This is a genomic window from Pseudomonas sp. LG1E9 (assembly GCF_003290225.1).
Lineage (GTDB): Bacteria > Pseudomonadota > Gammaproteobacteria > Pseudomonadales > Pseudomonadaceae > Aquipseudomonas > Aquipseudomonas cyclaminis.
The window spans coordinates 2,158,397-2,179,908 of the sequence record NZ_CP029983.1 but is presented as its reverse complement, the minus strand read 5'-3'; the positions used below and the strand labels follow the sequence as shown (position 1 = coordinate 2,179,908).

The 21,512-nt window shown below is 60.4% G+C and carries 18 protein-coding genes and 3 pseudogenes; 15 read left to right on the top strand and 6 right to left on the bottom strand.

What is annotated here, in order from left to right; all coding sequences use genetic code 11:
• The first annotated feature begins 178 nt into the window (after positions 1-178).
• From map to DNK50_RS29115, 4 genes and pseudogenes are all read left to right on the top strand, one after another.
• Complete coding sequence (gene map, locus DNK50_RS10250) at positions 179-961, top strand: type I methionyl aminopeptidase (RefSeq protein WP_112193862.1); 783 nt, start codon at positions 179-181, stop codon at positions 959-961.
• A gap of 63 nt (positions 962-1,024) precedes the next feature.
• Complete coding sequence (locus tag DNK50_RS10245; RefSeq protein WP_112193860.1) at positions 1,025-3,727, top strand: [protein-PII] uridylyltransferase; 2,703 nt, start codon at positions 1,025-1,027, stop codon at positions 3,725-3,727.
• A gap of 38 nt (positions 3,728-3,765) precedes the next feature.
• Positions 3,766-4,965 (top strand): succinyldiaminopimelate transaminase, encoded by a 1,200-nt coding sequence (gene dapC, locus DNK50_RS10240; protein WP_099583361.1) that lies wholly within the window; start codon positions 3,766-3,768, stop codon positions 4,963-4,965.
• 133 nt (positions 4,966-5,098) lie between these two features.
• A pseudogene (locus DNK50_RS29115) lies at positions 5,099-5,635 on the top strand (M12 family metallopeptidase); the annotation flags it as partial.
• A gap of 349 nt (positions 5,636-5,984) precedes the next feature.
• Here the strand turns inward: DNK50_RS29115 and DNK50_RS10230 are convergent.
• Together DNK50_RS10230 and DNK50_RS10225 are read right to left on the bottom strand one after the other, a co-directional pair.
• Positions 5,985-6,347, bottom strand: a pseudogene (locus tag DNK50_RS10230) (LysR substrate-binding domain-containing protein); the annotation flags it as partial.
• Position 6,348: 1 nt separating this feature from the next.
• Positions 6,349-6,468, bottom strand: a pseudogene (locus tag DNK50_RS10225) (aldo/keto reductase); the annotation flags it as partial.
• Positions 6,469-6,922: 454 nt separating this feature from the next.
• Here DNK50_RS10225 and DNK50_RS10215 point away from each other — a divergent pair.
• From DNK50_RS10215 to DNK50_RS10200, 4 genes are all read left to right on the top strand, one after another.
• The gene (locus DNK50_RS10215; protein WP_250925901.1) at positions 6,923-7,231 is read left to right on the top strand and encodes an arsenate reductase; all 309 of its coding nucleotides are present in this window, start codon (positions 6,923-6,925) and stop codon (positions 7,229-7,231) included.
• Positions 7,232-7,263: 32 nt separating this feature from the next.
• Entirely contained in the window at positions 7,264-8,298 is a 1,035-nt protein-coding gene (dapD, locus tag DNK50_RS10210; protein WP_099583365.1) for a 2,3,4,5-tetrahydropyridine-2,6-dicarboxylate N-succinyltransferase, read from the top strand.
• 64 nt (positions 8,299-8,362) lie between these two features.
• Positions 8,363-9,568, top strand: coding sequence for an aminotransferase class V-fold PLP-dependent enzyme (locus DNK50_RS10205; protein ID WP_112193853.1), 1,206 nt, complete (start codon positions 8,363-8,365; stop codon positions 9,566-9,568).
• A complete protein-coding gene (locus DNK50_RS10200; RefSeq protein ID WP_112193851.1) occupies positions 9,565-9,978 on the top strand; it encodes a SufE family protein in 414 nt (137 codons plus the stop codon). The genes DNK50_RS10205 and DNK50_RS10200 overlap by 4 nt, the downstream gene beginning before the upstream one ends.
• 55 nt (positions 9,979-10,033) lie before the next feature.
• On the opposite strand, the gene tcdA is transcribed toward DNK50_RS10200, so the two are convergent.
• Positions 10,034-10,849, bottom strand: coding sequence for a tRNA cyclic N6-threonylcarbamoyladenosine(37) synthase TcdA (gene tcdA, locus DNK50_RS10195; protein ID WP_099583368.1), 816 nt, complete (start codon positions 10,847-10,849; stop codon positions 10,034-10,036).
• 212 nt (positions 10,850-11,061) lie between these two features.
• Between tcdA and DNK50_RS10190 the strand changes: the two genes are divergently transcribed.
• The 4 genes from DNK50_RS10190 (at position 11,062) to DNK50_RS10175 (ending at position 16,268) form a co-directional block, all read left to right on the top strand.
• On the top strand, positions 11,062-13,653 hold the full coding sequence (locus DNK50_RS10190) for a glycosyltransferase (RefSeq protein ID WP_112193849.1): 2,592 nt from the start codon (positions 11,062-11,064) through the stop codon (positions 13,651-13,653).
• 222 nt (positions 13,654-13,875) lie between these two features.
• Entirely contained in the window at positions 13,876-15,027 is a 1,152-nt protein-coding gene (gene dapE / locus DNK50_RS10185; RefSeq protein WP_049709680.1) for a succinyl-diaminopimelate desuccinylase, read from the top strand.
• The gene (locus DNK50_RS10180; protein WP_099583370.1) at positions 15,027-15,836 is read left to right on the top strand and encodes a putative RNA methyltransferase; all 810 of its coding nucleotides are present in this window, start codon (positions 15,027-15,029) and stop codon (positions 15,834-15,836) included. The genes dapE and DNK50_RS10180 overlap by 1 nt, the downstream gene beginning before the upstream one ends.
• 54 nt (positions 15,837-15,890) lie before the next feature.
• Positions 15,891-16,268: a hypothetical protein gene (locus DNK50_RS10175; RefSeq protein ID WP_112193847.1), complete on the top strand. Its 378-nt coding sequence runs from the start codon at positions 15,891-15,893 to the stop codon at positions 16,266-16,268.
• A 71-nt stretch (positions 16,269-16,339) separates the two neighbouring features.
• Here DNK50_RS10175 and DNK50_RS10170 read toward each other — a convergent pair whose 3' ends face one another.
• Positions 16,340-16,549 carry a cold-shock protein gene (locus tag DNK50_RS10170; RefSeq protein ID WP_032891681.1) on the bottom strand — a complete coding sequence of 70 codons (210 nt, stop codon included), beginning with the start codon at positions 16,547-16,549 and terminating at the stop codon, positions 16,340-16,342.
• A gap of 183 nt (positions 16,550-16,732) precedes the next feature.
• Between DNK50_RS10170 and plsB the strand changes: the two genes are divergently transcribed.
• From plsB to DNK50_RS10155, 3 genes are read left to right on the top strand one after another with little or no spacing between them, the layout of a single operon-like run.
• Positions 16,733-19,237: a glycerol-3-phosphate 1-O-acyltransferase PlsB gene (plsB, locus tag DNK50_RS10165; protein ID WP_099583372.1), complete on the top strand. Its 2,505-nt coding sequence runs from the start codon at positions 16,733-16,735 to the stop codon at positions 19,235-19,237.
• Positions 19,238-19,288: 51 nt separating this feature from the next.
• Positions 19,289-19,690 carry a YbaY family lipoprotein gene (locus DNK50_RS10160; RefSeq protein ID WP_112193845.1) on the top strand — a complete coding sequence of 134 codons (402 nt, stop codon included), beginning with the start codon at positions 19,289-19,291 and terminating at the stop codon, positions 19,688-19,690.
• 27 nt (positions 19,691-19,717) lie between these two features.
• Entirely contained in the window at positions 19,718-20,407 is a 690-nt protein-coding gene (locus tag DNK50_RS10155) for a DUF4197 domain-containing protein (protein WP_099583374.1), read from the top strand.
• Between the two features lie 84 nt (positions 20,408-20,491).
• Here DNK50_RS10155 and DNK50_RS29110 read toward each other — a convergent pair whose 3' ends face one another.
• Together DNK50_RS29110 and DNK50_RS10145 are read right to left on the bottom strand one after the other, a co-directional pair.
• Positions 20,492-20,620, bottom strand: a complete 129-nt coding sequence (locus DNK50_RS29110) for a hypothetical protein (RefSeq protein ID WP_256595584.1) — start codon at positions 20,618-20,620, stop codon at positions 20,492-20,494.
• A gap of 297 nt (positions 20,621-20,917) precedes the next feature.
• The gene (locus tag DNK50_RS10145; protein ID WP_099583376.1) at positions 20,918-21,511 is read right to left on the bottom strand and encodes a LysE family translocator; all 594 of its coding nucleotides are present in this window, start codon (positions 21,509-21,511) and stop codon (positions 20,918-20,920) included.
• Between the last annotated feature and the right edge of the window lies 1 nt (position 21,512).

Genomic DNA, 21,512 nt, shown 5'->3' with positions numbered 1-21,512 from the left:
CTTTGAATAGAGCGGATATAGCCCCACCTCATAGATAGAAGCGATCGTCAGGGGCTCATGATTTGCCGCCCGCGTCTGTTAGAATCGCGTTTTTTGGGGCTTGTGCGAATTCTGTAACCTTTTGTCGCGCGCCCGTAAACCGTATTGATTTCAGCGCGCCGCGCTAGAGAGAGCCTGTATGACTGTTAGTTTGAAAACCGCCGAAGACATCGCCGGCATGCGCATTGCCGGTAAATTGGCTGCCGACGTACTGGAAATGATCGCTGAACACGTCAAGCCCGGCGTCACCACCGAAGAACTGAACCGGATCTGCCACGACTACATCGTCAACGTGCAGAAGGCTATCCCTGCCCCGCTCAACTACAAGGGCTTCCCCAAGTCGATCTGCACCTCGATCAACCACGTGGTCTGCCACGGCATCCCGTGCGACAAACCCCTGAAAGACGGCGACACCCTTAACATCGACGTCACCGTGATCAAGGACCGCTACTTCGGCGACACCAGCCGCATGTTCCACGTCGGCAACGTGCCGGTCTGGGCCGAGCGCCTGTCCCAGGTCACCCAGGAATGCATGTACAAGGCCATCGAAATCGTCAAGCCCGGCTGCCGCCTGGGCGATATCGGTGAAGTGATCCAGAAACACGCTGAAAAGAACGGTTTCTCGGTGGTACGTGATTTCTGTGGCCACGGCATCGGCACCGTATTCCATGAAGAACCGCAGATCCTGCACTACGGCCGCGCCGGCACCGGCATGGAGCTCAAGGCAGGCATGACCTTTACCATCGAGCCGATGATCAACCAGGGCAAGGCGGACACCAAGGTGCTGGGCGACGGCTGGACCGCCATCACCAAGGACCGCAAGCTCTCGGCCCAGTGGGAACACACCCTGCTGGTCACCGAAACCGGCTACGAGATCTTCACCCTGCGCGCCGACGACACGATCCCTCGCATTTCGGCTTGAAGGTTGCCCAGGTTTTCCCACAGCGTGTTGTGACTGACTATAGATAGAAAGGAAAGCCGATCGATGCCCCAGGTGGATCCCGAACTCTTCGACCGTGGCCAGTTCCAGGCCGAACTGGCCCTGAAGGCAAGCCCCATCGCCGCTTTCAAGAAAGCGATCCGCCAGGCCCGCGAGGTGCTCGATGAGCGCTTTCGCAGCGGCCGGGACATCCGCCGACTGATCGAGGACCGCGCCTGGTTCGTCGACAACATCCTGCAAAAGGCCTGGGAACAGTTCAACTGGAGTGAAGACGCCGATATCGCCCTGGTGGCCGTCGGCGGCTATGGCCGTGGCGAACTGCACCCCTACTCCGACATCGACCTGCTGATCCTGCTGGACAGCGCCGACCATGAGACCTTTCGCGATTCCATCGAGCGTTTTCTGACGCTGCTGTGGGACATCGGCCTTGAAGTCGGCCAGAGTGTGCGCTCGGTGGACGAATGCGCCGAAGAGGCCCGCGCCGACCTCACCGTAATCACCAACCTGATGGAAAGCCGCACCATCGCGGGCCCCGAGCGCCTGCGCCAGCGCATGCTGGAAGTCACCAGCACCGCGCATATGTGGCCGAGCAAGGAGTTCTTCCTGGCCAAGCGCGCCGAGCAGAAGACCCGGCACCACAAGTACAACGACACTGAATACAACCTGGAACCCAACGTCAAAGGCTCGCCGGGCGGGCTGCGCGACATCCAGACGATTTTGTGGGTAGCCCGTCGCCAGTACGGCACCCTGAACCTGCGCGCCCTGGCTGGCGAAGGCTTTCTGGTAGAAAGCGAAAACGCCCTGTTGGCCTCATCCCAGGAATTCATCTGGAAAGTGCGCTACGCCCTGCACATGCTCGCCGGCCGCTCCGAAGACCGCCTGCTGTTCGACCATCAACGCTCCATCGCCACCCTGCTGGGCTTTGAAGGCGAAGACGCCAAGACCAGCATTGAAAGCTTCATGCAGCAGTACTACCGGGTGGTCATGAGCATTGCCCAGCTCAGCGACCTGATCATCCAGCACTTCGAAGAAGTGATCCTCGCCCCCGAAGACGAAGCACCGCCGCAGCCAATCAATTCGCGCTTCCAACTGCACGACGGCTATATCGAGGCACGCAACGACAACGTGTTCCGCCGCACCCCGTTCGCCATGCTGGAAATCTTCGTATTGATGGCCCAGCAGCCGGAAATCAAAGGTGTGCGCGCCGACACCATCCGCCTGCTACGGGAAAACCGTCACCTGATCGACGATGATTTCCGCAATGACATCCGCAACACCAGCCTGTTTATCGAGCTGTTCAAGTGCAAGATCGGTATCCATCGCAATCTGCGTCGCATGAACCGCTACGGCATTCTCGGGCGCTATCTGCCGGAGTTCGGTTTTATCGTCGGGCAGATGCAGCACGACCTGTTCCACATCTATACGGTGGATGCGCACACCCTGAACCTGATCAAGCACCTGCGTAAGCTGCAGTACACCCAAGTGTCGGAGAAATTCCCGCTGGCCAGTAAGCTCATGGCCAAGCTGCCCAAGCCGGAACTGATCTACCTGGCCGGCCTGTACCACGACATCGGCAAGGGCCGGCATGGCGACCACTCCGAAGTCGGCGCGGTCGACGCGGAGGCCTTCTGCCAGCGCCACCAACTGCCGCAATGGGACAGCCGCCTGATCGTCTGGTTGGTGCAGAACCATCTGGTCATGTCGACCACGGCCCAGCGCAAGGACTTGTCCGACCCGCAGGTGATCCATGACTTCGCACAGGCGGTCGGCGATGAAACCCGCCTCGACTACCTGTACGTGCTGACCGTCTCCGACATCAACGCCACCAACCCGACGCTTTGGAACTCGTGGCGCGCCAGCCTGTTGCGCCAGCTGTACACCGAGACCAAGCGTGCGCTGCGCCGTGGCCTGGAAAACCCGGTGGACCGCGAAGAGCAGATCCGCCGCACCCAAAGCGCGGCGCTGGATATCCTGGTGCGCGGCGGCAACGACCCGGACGACGTCGAGCAGCTGTGGTCGCAATTGGGTGATGATTACTTCCTGCGCCACACTGCCGGCGATGTAGCCTGGCACACTGACGCGATCCTGCAGCAGCCCGCCGATGGCGGCCCGCTGGTACTGATCAAGGAAACCACCCAGCGCGAATTCGAAGGCGGCACGCAGATTTTCATCTATGCGCCCGACCAGCACGACTTCTTCGCCGTGACCGTGGCGGCCATGGACCAGCTCAACCTGAACATCCACGATGCCCGGGTGATCACTTCCAGCAGCCAGTTCACCCTCGACACCTATATCGTGCTCGACACCGAAGGCGAGTCCATCGGCGACAACCCGGCGCGGGTGAAAAAGATCCGCGAAGGCCTCACCGAGGCCCTGCGCAACCCGGACGACTACCCGACCATCATCCAGCGCCGGGTGCCGCGCCAGCTCAAGCACTTTGCATTTGCGCCCCAGGTGACCATCTCCAACGACGCGCAGCGCCCGGTCACCGTGCTGGAACTCAGCGCGCCGGACCGCCCGGGCCTGCTGGCACGTATAGGCGGGATCTTCCTGGAGTTCGACCTGTCATTGCAGAACGCCAAGATTGCGACTCTCGGCGAGCGCGTGGAAGACGTGTTCTTTATTACCGACGCCGACAACCAGCCACTGTCCGATCCTGAGCTGTGCCTGCGGTTGCAGGAAGCCATCGTGCAGCAGTTGAGCGTGACTCAGGAACCCGGTGTCGAGCTGACGCGCCTGACGATCTAAACCTCATTCCAGTTTTTAACGCCTTGCACGAGATTCCCATGAACAACGCCCTGAACCAGCTGCAACCCTACCCGTTCGAGAAACTGCGCGCACTGCTGGGCAGCGTCACGCCGAACCCGGACAAGCGCCCGATTGCGCTGTCCATCGGCGAGCCCAAGCACAAATCCCCGACCTTCGTGGCCGAGGCACTGAGCAGCAACCTCGACCAGATGGCGGTGTACCCTACTACCCTGGGCATCCCGGCGCTGCGCGAGGCCATCGGCGCCTGGTGTGAACGTCGCTTCAACGTGCCCAAGGGCTGGCTCGACCCGGCGCGCAATATCCTGCCGGTCAACGGCACCCGCGAGGCGCTGTTCGCCTTCACCCAGACCGTGGTCAACCGTGGCGACGATGCTCTGGTCGTCAGCCCGAACCCGTTCTACCAGATCTACGAAGGCGCCGCGTTCCTGGCCGGGGCCAAGCCGCATTACCTGCCATGCCTGGATGAGAACGGCTTCAACCCGGACTTCGACGCTGTGACGCCGGACATCTGGAAACGCTGCCAGATCCTGTTCCTGTGCTCCCCCGGTAACCCGACCGGCGCGCTTATCCCGGTCGAGACCCTGAAAAAGCTGATCGCCCTGGCCGACGAATACGACTTCGTCATCGCCGCCGACGAGTGCTATAGCGAGCTGTACTTCGACGAACAGACCCCGCCGCCGGGCCTGCTGAGCGCCTGTGTCGAACTGGGCCGCCAGGACTTCAAGCGCTGCGTGGTGTTCCACAGCCTGTCCAAACGCTCCAACCTGCCGGGCCTGCGCTCCGGTTTTGTGGCCGGCGACGCGGACATCCTCAAGGCCTTCCTGCTGTACCGCACCTATCATGGCTGCGCGATGCCGGTACAAACGCAACTGGCCAGCATCGCGGCCTGGCAGGACGAAGCCCACGTGCTGGCCAATCGTGACTTGTATCGCGAGAAATTCAACGCTGTGCTGGCGATTCTCAAGCCGGTGCTCGATGTGCAACACCCCGATGGTGGTTTCTACCTGTGGCCGAATGTGAATGGCGACGATGCCGCGTTCTGCCGGGATTTGTTCGTGCAAGAGCACGTGACCGTGGTGCCGGGCTCGTACCTGTCGCGGGAAGTCGATGGCTTCAACCCTGGGGCCGGCCGTGTGCGCCTGGCGTTGGTTGCGCCGTTGGCGGAGTGTGTGGAAGCGGCTGAGCGGATCCGGGCGTTCATTAACCGCCGAAAATAAACGCTATGGCCCGTGGTATCTGACAGATATCACGGGCCAAGTTAAACATTGCATACACTCCATGCTGGAACTTCCCCTGCGTTCAGGACAAATCAGTCAACAGATTCGTCACTGACTCCAACGGGAAAAAGCCATGATCTCAGCCACCGTTTTTACCCCCTGCTCCCCTCCCCCCACTGATCGCTCGAACGACCGCGTCGATCAACCCGAACGCCTTTCCAGAAGTCGACGCAACGTGGGTGAACCCGCTAAATACTGGCCGCAAAACAGCACTATCAAGATCGCGATGTACGATTACCCGATGGATGACCCCTATGTGCGGGCAGTCAAAAACGCCGCCAACGAGTGGTCAACCCATATCAACCTCACGTTCGAGTTCGTATCGGGCGACGAGGGCGACGCTAAAATTACGCAGAACATGGTAGGCGACGCGGGCGGCTCCTCACGGATAGGTAACGACGCTCAACGTGCTTTGTATGGCGCCCCAACGATGAGCCTGCCGAGAGATCATACGTTACCGTCATTCAACCAAACCGTGCTGCATGAGTTCGGGCACATGCTGGGCGCACACCACGCGCATCAACATCCCGATGCCAATGTCCAATGGGATCACGCTGTTCTTGACCTGAACTACCCACAACCCGATCAGCAAACCAACTTTCTACCGCTACCGCGCAGCGAGTCCTACGATTTTTTGCCCTACGATCCAGACTCGATCATGCATTACGCCATCGACCCCGGCTTGACCACTAGCAACGTGTACCACTCAGGAGGCTCGACACTCAGTGCGGGGGACATTGCCTGGGCGAAAAAAACCTACCCCAGGCCCAATAACGGCGAAGACGCTACTTTCTCAATCCCAGGTTCGCCTCACTCATATCAAGCTCCGCCAATGCCTCCCGCAATACATCGTCCGCGATTTCGTGATGCCGACTCAGACTGCTTAACTCAAGGCGTTGCGCACGCAGGGCTTTGAGCCGAAGCTTGCGCTGCCACAATAGGCGCCCTCTGCCCATCGCTCATTGTTTATAAACTAATGCGTCAACCACAACGCCAAATGCGGATGAATGCTCACGTCGATTCGGATAGTAAAGATGGTAGCCCGCGAACGGCTGGCACCAATCTTCCAGAACCCGCACGAGACTGCCCTCCGCAAGTTCGTTGGCCACCATGTCTTCTGGAAGAAACGCCAAACCACATCCCGCCACAGCCGCACGCAAAATTGGCACGCTGCTGTTGAATGTCCATTGCCCTTCTACGCGTGCCTTGAGTTCGTGACCGTTCTTCTCGAAATCCCACTGCATGAGGCTCCCATGAGTCGGGAGACGCAGATTAATGCAGTTGTGCGCGGCCAGATCCGCCGGCTCCATGGGGATTTGCCGCCATCAATGAGATAGCTTGTTGGGTGTCCGTAGCGGGGCCGTAGCCATGGCTCAAGCCCATGCAGCCTAAACCCAAGGCGCAGACTTCAAGTGAACTGGTTCCGAGCGCGCGCTTGTGCATTTCGATCTCCCGACATTTAACGTTGGCAGAACAGTAAGCGCGCTGGCGAATATGGACTAGACGGGTAAATCGGCAAGGGCTCATGAGGCACACTCATAAACCCCAGCTCGATACTTTGATAGTCGTGATAGCTTCGTCCGAATGCCGTAATCCTGGTGCAGGCCGGGAAATGAATAAGAACGGTGTAGGCGGTTTGCCTAACGCGGTTTTCCCGGACAATCGACTTGCAACGACACACATCAGGCAACAACTGGCCACTGAAGTGCCATATTAACCGGCTATGTTACGCGCTGGCTTTTGCACAAAAGTCGCACAGCGCAGGACGACCGGCACCCAAACCCGCTGGTCGTGGCATAATCCCGGACCTTTCGTTTTGAGCATCCTAAAAGGGGGCAATTCCTTGACCGCTTCAAGCAAAACGTTGCACCTTTTCGGCATCAAAGCCTGCGACACCATGAAAAAGGCGCGCACCTGGCTCGATGAGCACGCTGTGAACTATGAGTTCCACGACTACAAAACGGCCGGTATCGACCGCGAACACTTGACCCAATGGTGCGACGAGCACGGTTGGCAGGTGGTTTTGAACCGTGCGGGCACCACCTTTCGCAAACTCGAAGACGAACGCAAAGCCGATCTCGATCAGTCGAAAGCCATTGAATTGATGCTCGCGCAACCTTCGATGATCAAGCGCCCGGTGCTTGATCTCGGTGACAGAACCCTGATTGGCTTCAAGCCAGATAGTTATTCGGCGGCCCTCAAGTAGGCCAGCCCTTCCATTTTTGTAGAGGTAACAGCATGTCCCATTCCCTGTTCAGCCTGGGCTTCGGCGTTGGCACTCAGAACCGCCAAGGTGCTTGGCTGGAAGTGTTTTACGCACAACCGCTGCTTAATCCATCGGCTGAAATCGTCGCGGCCATCGCGCCGATCCTCGGTTACACCGAAGGTAACCAGGCGATCACCTTCACTGTGACCCAGGCGCTGCAACTGGCCGACGCGCTCAAGGGCGTCGACGCCACCCAAGCCGCTCTGCTGAGCCGCCTGGCGGAAAGCCACACGCCGCTGGTCGCCACCCTGCTGGCCGAAGACGCCGCACTGACCTCCACGCCTGAGGCCTACCTCAAACTGCACTTGCTGTCCCACCGTCTGGTCAAGCCCCACGGCCTGAGCCTGGCTGGCGTGTTCCCGCAGCTGCCGAACGTGGCCTGGACCAGCCAGGGCGCGATCGACATCGGCGAACTGGCCGAACGCCAACTGGAAGCACGCCTGCGTGGCGAGCTGCTGGAAGTGTTCTCGGTGGACAAATTCCCGAAAATGACCGACTACGTGGTTCCGGCCGGCGTGCGTATCGCTGACGCGGCACGTATCCGCCTGGGCGCCTACGTGGGCGAAGGCACCACGGTGATGCACGAAGGTTTCGTCAACTTCAACGCCGGCACTGAAGGCCCGGGCATGATCGAAGGCCGCGTGTCGGCAGGCGTGTTCGTCGGCAAGGGCTCGGACCTGGGCGGCGGCTGCTCCACCATGGGCACCCTGTCGGGCGGCGGCAATATCGTGATCAAGGTTGGCGAAGGCTGCCTGATCGGCGCCAACGCCGGTATCGGTATCCCGTTGGGCGACCGCAACACCGTGGAATCGGGCTTGTATGTGACTGCCGGGACCAAGGTTGCGCTGCTGGATGAGCAGAACCAATTGGTCAAAGTGGTCAAGGCACGTGAATTGGCCGGTCAACCGGACCTGCTGTTCCGCCGCAATTCCGAGACGGGTGCCGTGGAGTGCAAAACCCACAAATCGGCCATCGAACTGAACGAAGCGCTGCACGCTCACAACTAAGCAGCCACTCGATGCCACTAGCGGGCCCCGATCCTGGGGCTCGCTTATACGAGTCTTGACCACCATGCTTGTGCCCTCCCCCTGGCGCGCCGATTTTCCGGCCATTGCCACCCTGCAACGGCAAGACCAGACCTATCTGGACAACGCCGCTACGACGCAAAAACCCCAAGCCTTATTGGATGCCATCAGCCATTACTACGCCAACGGCGCAGCCAATGTGCACCGTGCCCAGCATTTACCGGGCGCCCACGCGACCCAGGCCTTCGAGGACAGTCGCAGCAAAGTTGCGCAATTGTTGAATGCAGGTGACACCGGGCAAATCGTTTTTACCCACGGCGCTACCTCTGCGCTGAACCTCCTGGCCTACGGCCTTGAGCACTTATTCAGTGCGGGCGATGAGATTGTCATCAGCGCCCTGGAACACCACGCCAACCTGCTGCCCTGGCAGCAACTGGCCAAACGTCGCGCGCTCACGCTGGTGGTATTGCCACTCAGTGATGACGGCGTGATCGACCTGCACGCCGCCGCCGAGTTGATCGGCCCACGCACGCGCCTGCTGGCAGTGAGCCAGTTGTCCAACGTGCTTGGCGCCTGGCAACCGCTGCAAGCCTTGCTGGCTTTGGCGCAGCCCCACGGCGCCCTGACCGTGGTCGACGGCGCCCAAGGCATCGTCCACGGTCGCCATGACGTGCAAGCGCTGGGATGCGACTTTTATGTTTTCTCCAGCCACAAACTTTACGGCCCGGACGGCGTCGGCGTGCTCTATAGCCGCAACGAAGCCCTGCATCACCTGCGCCACTGGCAGTTCGGCGGGGAGATGGTGCAGCAGGCGGACTACCACAGCGCGAGCTTTCGCCCCGCGCCGCTGGGCTTCGAGGCGGGTACTCCGCCGATTGCCAGCGTGATCGGCCTGGGCGCCAGCCTGGATTACCTGAGTTCCCTGGACCCGCAAGCGGTCATCGCCCATGAAGCGGCCTTGCATGACTACCTGTTGCACGGCCTGAAGGCGCGCAACGGCGTGCGGGTGCTGGGCTCGCCGCAGGTGGCGCTGGTCAGCTTTGTGGTCGAGGGCGTGCACAACGCCGACCTCGCGCACCTGCTGACCGAGCAAGGCATTGCGGTACGCGCCGGCCATCATTGCGCTATGCCGCTGCTCAAGGCGATGCAACTGTCAGGAGCGATCCGCGTTTCCCTGGCGCTGTACAACGATTCCGACGATCTTGAGCGCTTTTTTGAAGCGCTGGATCAGGCACTGGACATGTTGCGATGAGTTTGCCCGTGGATGCGATTGCCGCCTTGGAAGCCTTCCAGGCCGCAGGAAGTTGGGAACAACGCGCGCGGATGTTGATGCAGTGGGGAGAACGCCTTCCCGCCTTGGCCGATGAAGAGAAGGTCGACGCCAATCTTGTGCACGGATGCGAAAGCCAGGTGTGGTTGGTGGGGCGCTTGCACGACGGCCATTGGCAGTTTTCCGCCAGCAGTGATGCGCGAATGATCCGGGGGCTGGTGGCGTTGCTGCTGGCGCGGGTCAATGGGTTGTCGGCTGCTGAGTTGCAGGCCGTTGATCTGCCGGAGTGGTTCAATCAACTTGGGCTTTCGCGCCAACTCTCCCCGTCACGCAGCAACGGTTTGAATGCAGTTCTGCAGCGGATGCGCGAACTCAGCCGAACACAAAGCTGAATGTGGGAGGGGGCAAGCACCCTCCCACATTTTGAACTGTGTAAAGTCCTGAGATTCAGGCGGGCTTGACCCGCTCCGAAGGCCGACGCACCCCAGCCACAATCTTGTCCACCGCCTTGGTCGCCGCCACCATACCGAACGTGGCCGTGACCATCATCACCGCGCCAAACCCACCGGCGCAGTCCAGCTTCACACCATCACCCACAAAACTTTTCTGCAAACAGATGCTGCCGTCCGGCTTGGGATAGCGCAGCTGCTCGGAAGAAAACACGCACGGCACGCTGTAATGGCGGGTCACGGTGCGGGAAAAATTGTAGTCACGACGCAGGGTGGAGCGCACTTTCGACGCCAATGGATCATTGAAGGTGCGGTTCAGGTCGCACACCTGGATCAGCGTCGGGTCAATCTGCCCACCAGCGCCACCGGTGGTGATGATCTGGATCTTGCGACGCTTGCACCAGGCAATCAGCGCGGCCTTGGCGTTGACGGCGTCGATGCAGTCGATCACGCAATCAATATTCGGCGTGATGTATTCGGCCATGGTGTCGCGGGTCACGAAATCCGCCACCGCGTGCACGGTGCAGTCCGGGTTGATGCCGCGCAGGCGCTCGGCCATTACCTCGACCTTGGGCTTGCCCACGGTGCTGTCCAGGGCGTGCAACTGGCGGTTGCTGTTGCTGACGCAGACATCGTCCAGGTCAAACAGCGAAATCTCGCCTACCCCACAACGGGCCATGGCTTCCGCCGCCCAGGAGCCCACGCCGCCGACGCCGACGATCGCCACATGGGCCGCTTTCAAGCGTTCCAGGCCTTCAATGCCATACAAGCGGGCGACGCCTGCAAACCGCGGATCTTCTGTACTCATGACCATTACCCCAAAAACCGGCGCGCATTATAGGGCTACGCAGCGACAAGTTCGAAGCTTCAAGCTACAAGTAAAGAACTTAGATGGCCTTTTGCTGACTAACGTCCGGCTTTTCTCTGTCTGCTGTACGCTCGGGGAAAGGCCGGTGTAGGATGCGCGCCGTTCGGTGCAGGCCGACACCTCTTTTCGTTCCACACCCTTTGGAACCCGACATAACCATGGCATCGCGTAAATTTGGACTCAACCTGGTGATCGTGCTGGCAATTGCCGCGCTGTTCACCGGCTTCTGGGCGCTGGTCAACCGCCCGGTCACTGCTCCCAACTGGCCTGAGCAAATCTCCGGTTTTTCCTACTCGCCGTTCCAGCAAGGCCAGTTCCCGCAAAAAGACCAGTACCCCACGGACGAGCAGATGCGTCGTGACCTGGAGATCATGAGCAAGCTGACGGACAACATCCGTACCTACTCGGTCGACGGCACCTTGGGGGATATCCCCAAGCTGGCGGAAGAGTTCGGCTTGCGCGTCACCCTGGGAATCTGGATCAGCCCGGACCTGGAGCGTAACGAGCGCGAAATCCAGCGTGCCATCGAGATCGCCAACAGCTCGCGCAGTGTCGTGCGCGTGGTGGTCGGCAACGAGGCGCTGTTCCGCGAAGAAATCACCCCTGAAGCGCTGATCGTGCTGCTCGACCGGGTGCGCGCTGCGGTGAAAGTACCGGTGACCACCTCCGAGCAGTGGCACATCTGGGAAAAGAACCCGAAACTGGCCAAGCACGTCGATCTGATCGCCGCGCACATCCTGCCGTTCTGGGAATACATCCCCATGGACAAGGCTGGCCAGTACGTACTGGACCGGGCCAAAGACCTGAAAAAACTCTTCCCGAAAAAGCCGCTGCTACTGTCGGAAATTGGCTGGCCGAGCAACGGACGTATGCGCGGGGGTAACGAAACATCCCCGGCAGACCAGGCGATTTACCTGCGCACGCTGGTGAACAAGCTCAATCGCCAGGGCTACAACTACTTTGTGATCGAAGCGTTCGACCAGCCGTGGAAAGTCAGCGACGAAGGCTCTGCCGGCGCCTATTGGGGCGTGTTCAACGCCGCACGCCAGCAGAAATTCAACTTTGAAGGGCCTGTCGTCGCGATCCCGCAATGGCGCGTGCTGGCCATCGGTTCGGTGGTGCTGGCACTGCTGTCCCTGACCCTGCTGATGATCGACGGCTCGGCCTTGCGCCAGCGCGGCCGGACCTTCCTGACCTTTATCGCGTTCCTGTGCGGCTCGGTACTGGTGTGGATCGGCTACGACTACAGCCAGCAATACAGCACCTGGTTCAGTGTCACTGTGGGCATCCTCCTGGCGCTCGGCGCCCTCGGCGTGTTTATCGTGTTGCTGACCGAAGCCCATGAACTGGCCGAAGCCGTCTGGACCCACAAGCGTCGTCGTGAATTCCTGCCGGTCGAGGGGGAGTCGGACTACCGCCCGAAAGTCTCGATCCATGTGCCGTGCTACAACGAGCCGCCGGAGATGGTCAAACAGACCCTCGACGCCCTGGCCGCCCTCGATTACCCGGACTACGAAGTCCTGATCATCGACAACAACACCAAGGACCCGGCGGTTTGGGAACCGGTGCGCGACTACTGCGAAACCCTCGGCCCGCGCTTCAAGTTTTTCCACGTCGCGCCCCTGGCCGGCTTCAAGGGCGGCGCGCTGAACTACCTGATCCCGCGCACCGCCAAGGATGCCGAAGTGATCGCGGTGATCGACTCGGATTACTGCGTGTCGCCGAACTGGCTCAAGCACATGGTGCCGCACTTCGCCGACCCGAAAATCGCCGTGGTGCAGTCGCCCCAGGATTACCGCGACCAGAACGAAAGCACCTTCAAGAAGCTCTGCTACGCGGAATACAAAGGCTTCTTCCATATCGGCATGGTCACCCGTAACGACCGCGATGCGATCATCCAGCACGGCACCATGACCATGACCCGTCGCTCGGTGCTCGAAGAACTCGGCTGGGCCGACTGGTGCATCTGCGAAGACGCCGAACTGGGCCTGCGGGTGTTCGAGAAAGGCTTGTCGGCGGCGTATTACCACGACAGCTACGGCAAGGGCCTGATGCCCGATACCTTTATCGACTTCAAGAAACAGCGTTTCCGCTGGGCCTACGGTGCGATCCAGATCATCAAGCGTCACACCGCCAGCCTGCTGCGCGGCAAGGACACCGAGCTGACCCGTGGCCAGCGCTACCACTTCCTCGCGGGCTGGTTGCCGTGGGTGGCGGACGGCATGAACATCTTCTTCACCGTCGGCGCGCTATTGTGGTCGGCGGCGATGATCATCGTGCCAACGCGGGTCGATCCGCCGCTGCTGATTTTCGCGATCCCGCCGTTGGCGTTGTTCGTGTTCAAGGTGGGCAAGATCATCTTCCTGTACCGCCGTGCGGTGGGCGTGAACCTCAAGGACGCATTCTGCGCGGCCCTGGCAGGCCTGGCGTTGTCCCACACCATCGCCAAAGCGGTGCTGTATGGCTTCTTCACCACCAGTATTCCGTTCTTTCGTACACCGAAAAACGCGGATAACCACGGCTTCTGGGTGGCGATTTCCGAAGCCCGCGAAGAAATGTTCATCATGCTGCTGTTGTGGGGCGCGGCGCTGGGGATCTACCTGGTGCAGGGCCTGCCAAGCAACGACATGCGCTTCTGGGTGGTGATGCTGCTGGTGCAGTCGCTGCCGTATGTGGCCGCGTTGATCATGGCGTTTCTGTCGTCGCTGCCCAAACCGGTAGCGGCGCCTGAGCCAGCGCCTGCGGCGTAAAAACTTGCGCAATGCACTAAACGGCGGCCTCTGGTCGCCGTTTTGCTATAAGATAACGGCCGTTTTGTTGGATCAGGCAAGCACCGATTGCCTTATGTGGGAGGGGGCTTGCCCCCGATAGCAGCGTGTCAATCAGCTAAATTTGTTGCTGATACACCGCCATCGGGGGCAAGCCCCCTCCCACATTGAATCTGCGCCCATACACGCTTCCGGAGTTTTCCCATGACGGCCCATGCCGACCTTTCGCCGACCCTTCAACTTGCCATCGACCTGATCCGTCGCCCCTCGGTCACGCCGATCGACGCCGATTGCCAGAAGCTGATGATGCAGCGTCTGGGCGACGCCGGTTTTGCGCTGGAGCCGATGCGCATTGAAGACGTGGACAACTTCTGGGCCACCCACGGCAAGCACGATGGCCCGGTGCTGTGCTTCGCCGGTCACACTGATGTGGTGCCGACCGGCCCGGTGCAAGCCTGGCAGAACGATCCGTTCGACGCGCTGATCGACGAAAACGGCATGCTCTGCGGGCGTGGCGCGGCGGACATGAAAGGCAGCCTGGCCGCAATGCTGGTGGCAGCGGAGCGTTTCGTCACCGATTACCCGGACCACAAGGGCTCGGTGGCCTTCCTGATCACCAGCGACGAAGAAGGCCCGGCGCACCACGGCACCAAGGCCGTGATCGAGCGCCTGGCCGCGCGCAAAGAGCGCCTGGACTGGTGCATCGTCGGCGAACCGTCGAGCACGACGCTGGTCGGTGATGTGGTCAAGAACGGCCGTCGCGGTTCCCTCGGCGCGACCCTGACCGTGCGCGGCGTGCAAGGTCATGTGGCCTACCCGCACCTGGCGAAGAACCCGATCCACCTCGCCGCACCGGCCCTGGCGGAATTGGCCGCCGAGCATTGGGACGACGGCAACACGTTCTTCCCGCCGACCAGCTTCCAGATTTCCAACCTCAATTCCGGCACCGGCGCCACCAACGTGATTCCTGGTGACCTGACGGCGGTGTTCAACTTCCGTTTCTCCACCGAATCCACCGTCGAAGGCCTGCAGCAGCGCGTGGCGGCGATCCTCGACAAACATGGCCTGGACTGGCATGTGGAGTGGGCACTGTCGGGCCTGCCGTTCCTCACCGAACCGGGCGCCTTGCTCGATGCGGTGTCCGCCAGCATCAAGGCGATTACCGGTCGCGAGACAAAGGCGTCCACCAGCGGCGGGACGTCGGATGGCCGTTTCATTGCCACCCTCGGTACTCAAGTGGTCGAGCTGGGCCCGGTCAACGCGACAATCCATCAGGTCAACGAGCGCATCCTCGCCAGCGACCTCGATGTACTGACCGAAATCTACTACCAGACCCTGATCAAGTTGCTCGCCTGATGCTTGCCTGCCCCATTTGCAGCGCCCCGCTCAACGCGGTAGACAACGGCGTGGCGTGCCCGGCCGGGCACCGTTTCGACCGGGCTCGCCAGGGTTACCTGAACCTGTTGCCGGTGCAGCACAAGAACAGCCGCGATCCGGGCGATAACCTGGCGATGGTCGAAGCGCGCCGCGACTTCCTCAACGCCGGGCACTACGCGCCGGTGGCCAGGCGCCTGGCCGAGCTGGCCGCTGAACGCGCGCCGCAGCGCTGGGTCGACATCGGCTGTGGCGAGGGTTACTACACCGCGCAGATTGCCGACGCCCTGCCCCACGCCGACGGTTATGCGCTGGATATTTCCAGGGAAGCGGTCAAGCGTGCGTGCAAGCGCAACCCGGCGCTGACCTGGTTGATCGCCAGCATGGCCCGCGTTCCATTGGCGTCAGGCAGTTGCCAGTTTCTCGCCAGTGTTTTCAGTCCATTGGATTGGCAAGAAGCCAAGCGCCTGCTCAGCCCCGGCGGCGGTTTGATGAAGGTCGGTCCTACACGTGGCCACCTGATGGAACTGCGCGAGCGCCTGTATGACGAAGTGCGTGAATACACCGACGACAAACATCTGGCCCTGGTGCCGGACGGCATGAGCCTTGCCCACAGCGAGACGCTGGAGTTCACCTTGAGTCTGGCCGAGCCCCAGGACCGCGCCAACCTGCTGGCCATGACACCCCACGGCTGGCGCGCCAGCGCCGAGCGCCGTGCCGAGGTGATCGAAGCCGCTGAGCCGCTGCTGGTCACCGTGTCGATGCGCTACGACTATTTCGTGCTTCAATAACCGATTTTTAAGCATCCGCGAATGGATTTTCGAATCCCGCAACGAGGAATATCCATGCGCCAACCTGATATCGAGATTTACCTGAAGGACGCCGACGTCGACTACAAGGCCATCGCCGCGTGGCTGGGCACCGCGTTGGGCCCGTGCACCGACTGGGTCCAGCGCGGCCAGACCTACAAGTGCAAGGCCGGCGATGTGCCGGTCACCTGGTTGCCCAAAGCGGTAGGCAAATGGAACAGCCTCTACTTGGAAAGCGACCAGACGCCGTGGGACGACGACATCGCCTGCGCCCGTGCGGCATTTGCTGCACTGAACGTCGAGGTGCGCTGCGCGCCGGGGACGTGGGTCGAGGAAGAAGGTGAGGAAAGTGCCGACACCTGGATTCGCATCAGCGCAGACGGTGAAGAACAGATCACTTGGAAAACTGCATAACCTGAAGTGCAAATGCCGTCAAAAATGTGGGAGGGGGGCTTGCCCCCTCCCACATTTGATCTGCGATGGGCCTACAGGCCAACCACATCCTCCGCCTGCAACCCCTTCTCGCCGGTCACCACGGCGTATTCCACCTGCTGGCCCTCGGCCAGGGAACGGTGGCCATCACCGCGAATAGCGCGGTAGTGCACAAACACATCCTTGCCATCTTCACGCTGAATGAAACCATAGCCCTTTGCATCGTTGAACCACTTCACATTGCCGGTTTCGCGCGTTGCCATCTGTATTACTCCCACGTACGTTTTTTATTGTTGAGTCGCTTGCGTTGAACTGCCGAGTATAAGACAGGCTCAAAAGCGATCAACTCAAGTTTACATCGCTGCTTTTTTGCCGATTTTCGGCGAATACGGCACACTACCCGCCCGAGCGCCTGCTCGGTTTTTTCCACTTCAAGCAGCTCGCCTATGACCCGCTCCCCGTTCCGCCGTCTGGTGTTTGGCACCTTGCGCCGACTGTTGTACCTCTGGGTTCGCTCGGAGACGATCAACCAGTCGTCCCTTACCCTCAACCTGGACCGCAGCCGGCCGGTGTTTTACGTCCTGCAATCGCCCTCTCTCACCGAATTGGCCGTGGTCGATGCCGAGTGCACCAAGGCCGGCCTGCCGCGCCCGGTGCTGCCAGTCTCCGTAGGCCCGTTGATGGAGCCGGCGGCGTTCTTCTACCTCACGCCGGAGCCGGACTGGCTCGGCCGCCAGGACAAGCGCGGCGCACCGCCGACCCTGACCCGCCTGGTCAACACCCTGAGCGAGCACGCCGAAGAGAATGCACAAATCATTCCGGTCAGCGTGTTCTGGGGGCAAACCCCGGCGAGCGAGTCGAGCCCTTGGAAACTGCTGTTTGCCGACAGCTGGGCCGTCACCGGCCGCCTGCGTCGGTTGTTGAGCATCCTGATCCTGGGTCGCAAGACCCGTGTGCAATTCTCCGCGCCCATCAACCTGCGTGAGTTGATCGAGCACAATAAAGGGCACGAACGCACCGTGCGCATGGCCCAGCGCATCCTGCGTGTGCACTTTCGTAACCTGAAGACCGCCGTGATCGGCCCCGACCTGTCGCACCGCCGCAACCTGGTCAAGGGCCTGGTGAATATGCCGTTGGTGCGCCAGGCCATTCTGGATGAAGCCGAACGGGAAAAAATCAGCCCGGAAAAAGCCAAGGCTCTGGCCCTGCGCTACGGCAACGAAATCGCATCGGATTACACCTACACCGCGATCCGCTTCCTGGAAGTGGTGCTGAGTTGGTTCTGGAACAAGATCTACGACGGCATCAAGGTCAATAACGTCGAAGGTGTGCAAAAGGTTGCCCAAGGCTACGAGGTGATTTACGTGCCTTGCCACCGCAGCCATATCGACTACCTGCTGCTGTCCTACCTGCTGTTCAAGAACGGCCTGACCCCGCCGCATATCGCCGCGGGCATCAACCTGAACATGCCGGTGATCGGCAGTCTGCTGCGCCGTGGCGGGGCGTTTTTCATGCGCCGCACCTTCAAGGGCAACCCGCTGTACACCTCGGTGTTCAACGAATACCTGCATACCCTGTTCACCAAGGGTTTCCCGGTGGAGTACTTCGTCGAAGGCGGACGCTCACGCACCGGGCGCATGTTGCAGCCAAAGACCGGGATGCTCGCGATTACCCTGCGCAGCTTCCTGCGTTCTTCGCGCATGCCGATCGTGTTTGTGCCGGTGTATATCGGCTATGAGCGTGTGCTCGAAGGCCGCACCTACCTGGGCGAACTGCGCGGCGCGAGCAAGAAGAAAGAGTCGATCTTCGATATTTTCAAAGTGGTCGGCGCGCTCAAGCAGCGGTTTGGCCAGGTCGCGGTCAACTTCGGCGAGCCGATCAAGCTGGCGGAATTTCTCGACGGCGAACAACCCGACTGGCGCACCCAGGAGCTGGGGCCGAACTACAAGCCGGCATGGCTCAACGAAACCACCAACCGCCTCGGCGAACGGGTGGCCCGCCACTTGAACGAAGCGGCGGCGGTGAACCCGGTGAACCTGGTGGCCCTGGCGCTGCTGTCCACCACACGCCTGGCCCTCGACGAACAGGCCATGGCCCGCCAGTTGGACCTGTACCTGGCGCTGCTGCGCCGCGTGCCTTACTCGCCCCACACCACCCTGCCCGAGGGTGATGGCCTGGCGCTGATCAAGCACGTCAAGGACATGGACCTGCTGTCGGAACAGAGTGACGCCCTCGGCAAGATTGTGTATCTGGACGAGCAGAACGCCGTCCTGATGACCTACTACCGCAACAACGTGCTGCACATCTTTGCCCTGCCGGCGCTGCTGGCGAGCTTCTTCCAAAGCAGCTCGCGGATGAGCCGCGAACAGATTTTGCGCTACACCCACGCGCTGTATCCGTACCTGCAATCGGAGCTGTTTATCCGCTGGTCGCTGGAAGAGTTGGACACGGTTGTCGACCAGTGGCTGGAAGCCTTTGTCGAACAAGGCCTGCTGCGCTTCGAAAACAACGTGTACCTGCGCCCGGCGCCAAGCTCGCGGCACTTTGTGCTGCTGACGCTGCTGTCCAAGAGCATCGCCCAGACGCTGCAACGCTTCTACATGGCGATCTCGCTGCTGCTCAACAGCGGCCAGAACAGCATCAGCGCCGAAGAACTGGAAGACCTGTGCACGATCATGGCCCAGCGCCTGTCGATCCTGCATGGTCTCAATGCGCCGGAGTTCTTCGACAAGAGCCTTTTCCGACATTTTATTCAGACATTGCTGGAGCAAGATGTGCTGCGCCGCGACGAGGCCGGCAAATTGAGCTATCACGATCTGCTCGGTGAGCTGGCGGAAGGCGCGGCCAAACGTGTGTTGCCGGCCGAGATTCGCCTGTCGATCCGCCAGGTGGCCCTGCATCGTGTCGATGGCGCAGCCGAACAACCGGATGAGCCTGAAGAAACCCGCTAGATTGAATAAGGCGCCAGTGGGATGCTGGCGCCGCTGACAAGGAGCCGCACCATGAAAAAGATCATCCTCCTGGGCCTGACCGCCCTGCTCGGAGCCTGCCAATCCATGACCCCTGCTCCCAAGGCCAGCCTTGATGGCGAAGTGTTCTACCTGCAACGCATCGCCCTGCCGCCGACAGCAACCTTGAGCGTCAGCCTGCAGGACGTATCCCTGATGGACGCCCCGGCCGTGATCCTTGCCGAACAGAAAGGTCCGATCAAAGGCCAGGTGCCGCTGCCGTTTCACTTGAATTACGACCCGACCCAGGTCAAGCCGGGCCACAGTTATGCGGTGAGTGCTCGCATCGAACAGGATGGCAAGCTACTGTTTATCACCACTGAACGGCACGCTGTGCAGCTCAACGGCCAGGATCCACAGCCGCTGCGCCTGCGAGTTGATGCGGTCGCACACTGATATTCTCCAGATCATAAGGAAGCGCCCATGCTCCGTAATTCCCTTCGCCTCACTGCCCTGTGCGCCGGCCTGCTGTTCGGCGCCAATGCCATGGCCCTGGACCTGAGTAGCCTGTCCCAGGGCGATGCCAGCGGCGGTCTCAAGGACGCCCTGACCCAGGGCGCGCAGATCGCGGTGAAACAACTGGGTGTGCCCGGTGGTTTCAGCAACAACCCCGAAGTAAAAATCGGCCTGCCAGGCAAGCTCGGCAAAGTCGCCGACAAGCTGAAAATGTTCGGCATGGGCGACCAGGTCACGCAACTGGAAGACAGCATGAACAAAGCGGCCGAAACCGCCGTGACCCAGGCCCAGCCGATCCTGGTCAACGCCGTGAAGAACATGAGCGTGACCGACGCCAAGGGCATCCTCAGTGGCGGCCAGGACTCGGCAACCCAATACCTGAACAAGAGCAGTCGCGAACAGATCCGCGCCAAGTTCCTGCCAATCGTCAAGGCTGCCACCGATAAGGTCGGCGTGGCCCAGCAGTACAACGCGCTGGCCGGCAAGGCGGCAGCCTTCGGTGCCGTGGATGCCAAGAGCGCCAACGTTGAAAACTACGTGACCGAGCAGGCGCTGGATGGTTTGTTCAAGATGATTGCGCAGCAGGAAGAGACGATTCGCAAGAACCCGGCGGCAGCAGCGACCAGCTTGGCGAAGAAAGTCTTTGGGGCGCTATAAAAGCTGATTAAAAAAACGCCCTGACTTTGTCCGGGCGTTTTTTGTTGCATGTACTTTTTAACACCCCTTGCTCTAATGCACAGCCTAGAAACGGTAGTGCGGCAATGGCCGGGATGAGCCATACGAAACACTGGTATTGCCGTTCGAGCTGGACGAGTTCGAATTGACGTTGTTGTTCTCGTTGTTGTTCTCGTTATTGATGTTGATATTCACGGGTTGCTGCTGGCTCTTTCCACAACACCGACCAAGGCCCATCATCGCCCCCATCATTTGTAGCGGTAACGTCAGTATTGGCAGAATCATCTACATTCCTTCCTAATTAAATTCACACAATAGTCCAGACCGCTGCACTCCAAACGCCAGTACTTTTCGGCCAGGTAATTCTGTGTGGTGCGTTAGTTGAAATAGTTCCTGCCTATGCGTTGGAACGAGCCGCTACCCAGTCAGCGCGTCCATCGCCTGGGGCCTGAGCGGAATGCGCAAGCCTGACGCCCCTTCGGATTGATAGCGTCAGTGGAGGATCGAATCAGCCACGCGGCCGAGCAGGACAGTAGCGAAACAACCAATGGCGATTGCAGTGACGCGATTGATCGTAAGTGAACTCAACCAGCGAGAGTGGCGCCCGACTACCCCGGCACCGAAGCCTATCCATGCCATTCCAATCGGCACTACCACCAGGGCCAGGAGGGTCATAAACGCCATATAGTCAGTCCAGTTGCTGAACGTATTGGCGGGGGCGATCAAAGATGCGATCAACAACCCTTTGGGGTTCATTACCGTCAACGAAAAAAAATAGATGCCTGAAAACCGATCCCCGACAGCCTCATCCGGAGCCTGTTTGCGGCGCCACAACTGATAGGACGCCAGAAGCAAGTAACAACCGGCGGCCAACTGAGTCAGTTTAAGCGCCCACGGCGAATACACCGCGATGTAGAGCAAGGCCGCGCCCCACAGAGTTACCTGTAGCAAGTAGGCCAGACACTCGATGAAGGCCAACTTCCACGAAGCCCGAAACCCGAACAACACCCCTGCGCGCAATAGCAGGGTGTTGGTCGGACCAGGGGCAAGCAACAACAACATCAGGGCAGAAACAGTGGCCAACATG

Coding starts and splice junctions, on each gene's coding strand:
- map (WP_112193862.1), top strand. CDS start 179: ATGACTGTTAGTTTGAAAACCGCCGAAGACATCGCCGGCATGCGCATT.
- DNK50_RS10245 (WP_112193860.1), top strand. CDS start 1,025: ATGCCCCAGGTGGATCCCGAACTCTTCGACCGTGGCCAGTTCCAGGCC.
- dapC (WP_099583361.1), top strand. CDS start 3,766: ATGAACAACGCCCTGAACCAGCTGCAACCCTACCCGTTCGAGAAACTG.
- DNK50_RS10215 (WP_250925901.1), top strand. CDS start 6,923: ATGAAAAAGGCGCGCACCTGGCTCGATGAGCACGCTGTGAACTATGAG.
- dapD (WP_099583365.1), top strand. CDS start 7,264: ATGTCCCATTCCCTGTTCAGCCTGGGCTTCGGCGTTGGCACTCAGAAC.
- DNK50_RS10205 (WP_112193853.1), top strand. CDS start 8,363: ATGCTTGTGCCCTCCCCCTGGCGCGCCGATTTTCCGGCCATTGCCACC.
- DNK50_RS10200 (WP_112193851.1), top strand. CDS start 9,565: ATGAGTTTGCCCGTGGATGCGATTGCCGCCTTGGAAGCCTTCCAGGCC.
- tcdA (WP_099583368.1), bottom strand. CDS start 10,849: ATGGTCATGAGTACAGAAGATCCGCGGTTTGCAGGCGTCGCCCGCTTG.
- DNK50_RS10190 (WP_112193849.1), top strand. CDS start 11,062: ATGGCATCGCGTAAATTTGGACTCAACCTGGTGATCGTGCTGGCAATT.
- dapE (WP_049709680.1), top strand. CDS start 13,876: ATGACGGCCCATGCCGACCTTTCGCCGACCCTTCAACTTGCCATCGAC.
- DNK50_RS10180 (WP_099583370.1), top strand. CDS start 15,027: ATGCTTGCCTGCCCCATTTGCAGCGCCCCGCTCAACGCGGTAGACAAC.
- DNK50_RS10175 (WP_112193847.1), top strand. CDS start 15,891: ATGCGCCAACCTGATATCGAGATTTACCTGAAGGACGCCGACGTCGAC.
- DNK50_RS10170 (WP_032891681.1), bottom strand. CDS start 16,549: ATGGCAACGCGCGAAACCGGCAATGTGAAGTGGTTCAACGATGCAAAG.
- plsB (WP_099583372.1), top strand. CDS start 16,733: ATGACCCGCTCCCCGTTCCGCCGTCTGGTGTTTGGCACCTTGCGCCGA.
- DNK50_RS10160 (WP_112193845.1), top strand. CDS start 19,289: ATGAAAAAGATCATCCTCCTGGGCCTGACCGCCCTGCTCGGAGCCTGC.
- DNK50_RS10155 (WP_099583374.1), top strand. CDS start 19,718: ATGCTCCGTAATTCCCTTCGCCTCACTGCCCTGTGCGCCGGCCTGCTG.
- DNK50_RS10145 (WP_099583376.1), bottom strand. CDS start 21,511: ATGTTGGCCACTGTTTCTGCCCTGATGTTGTTGTTGCTTGCCCCTGGT.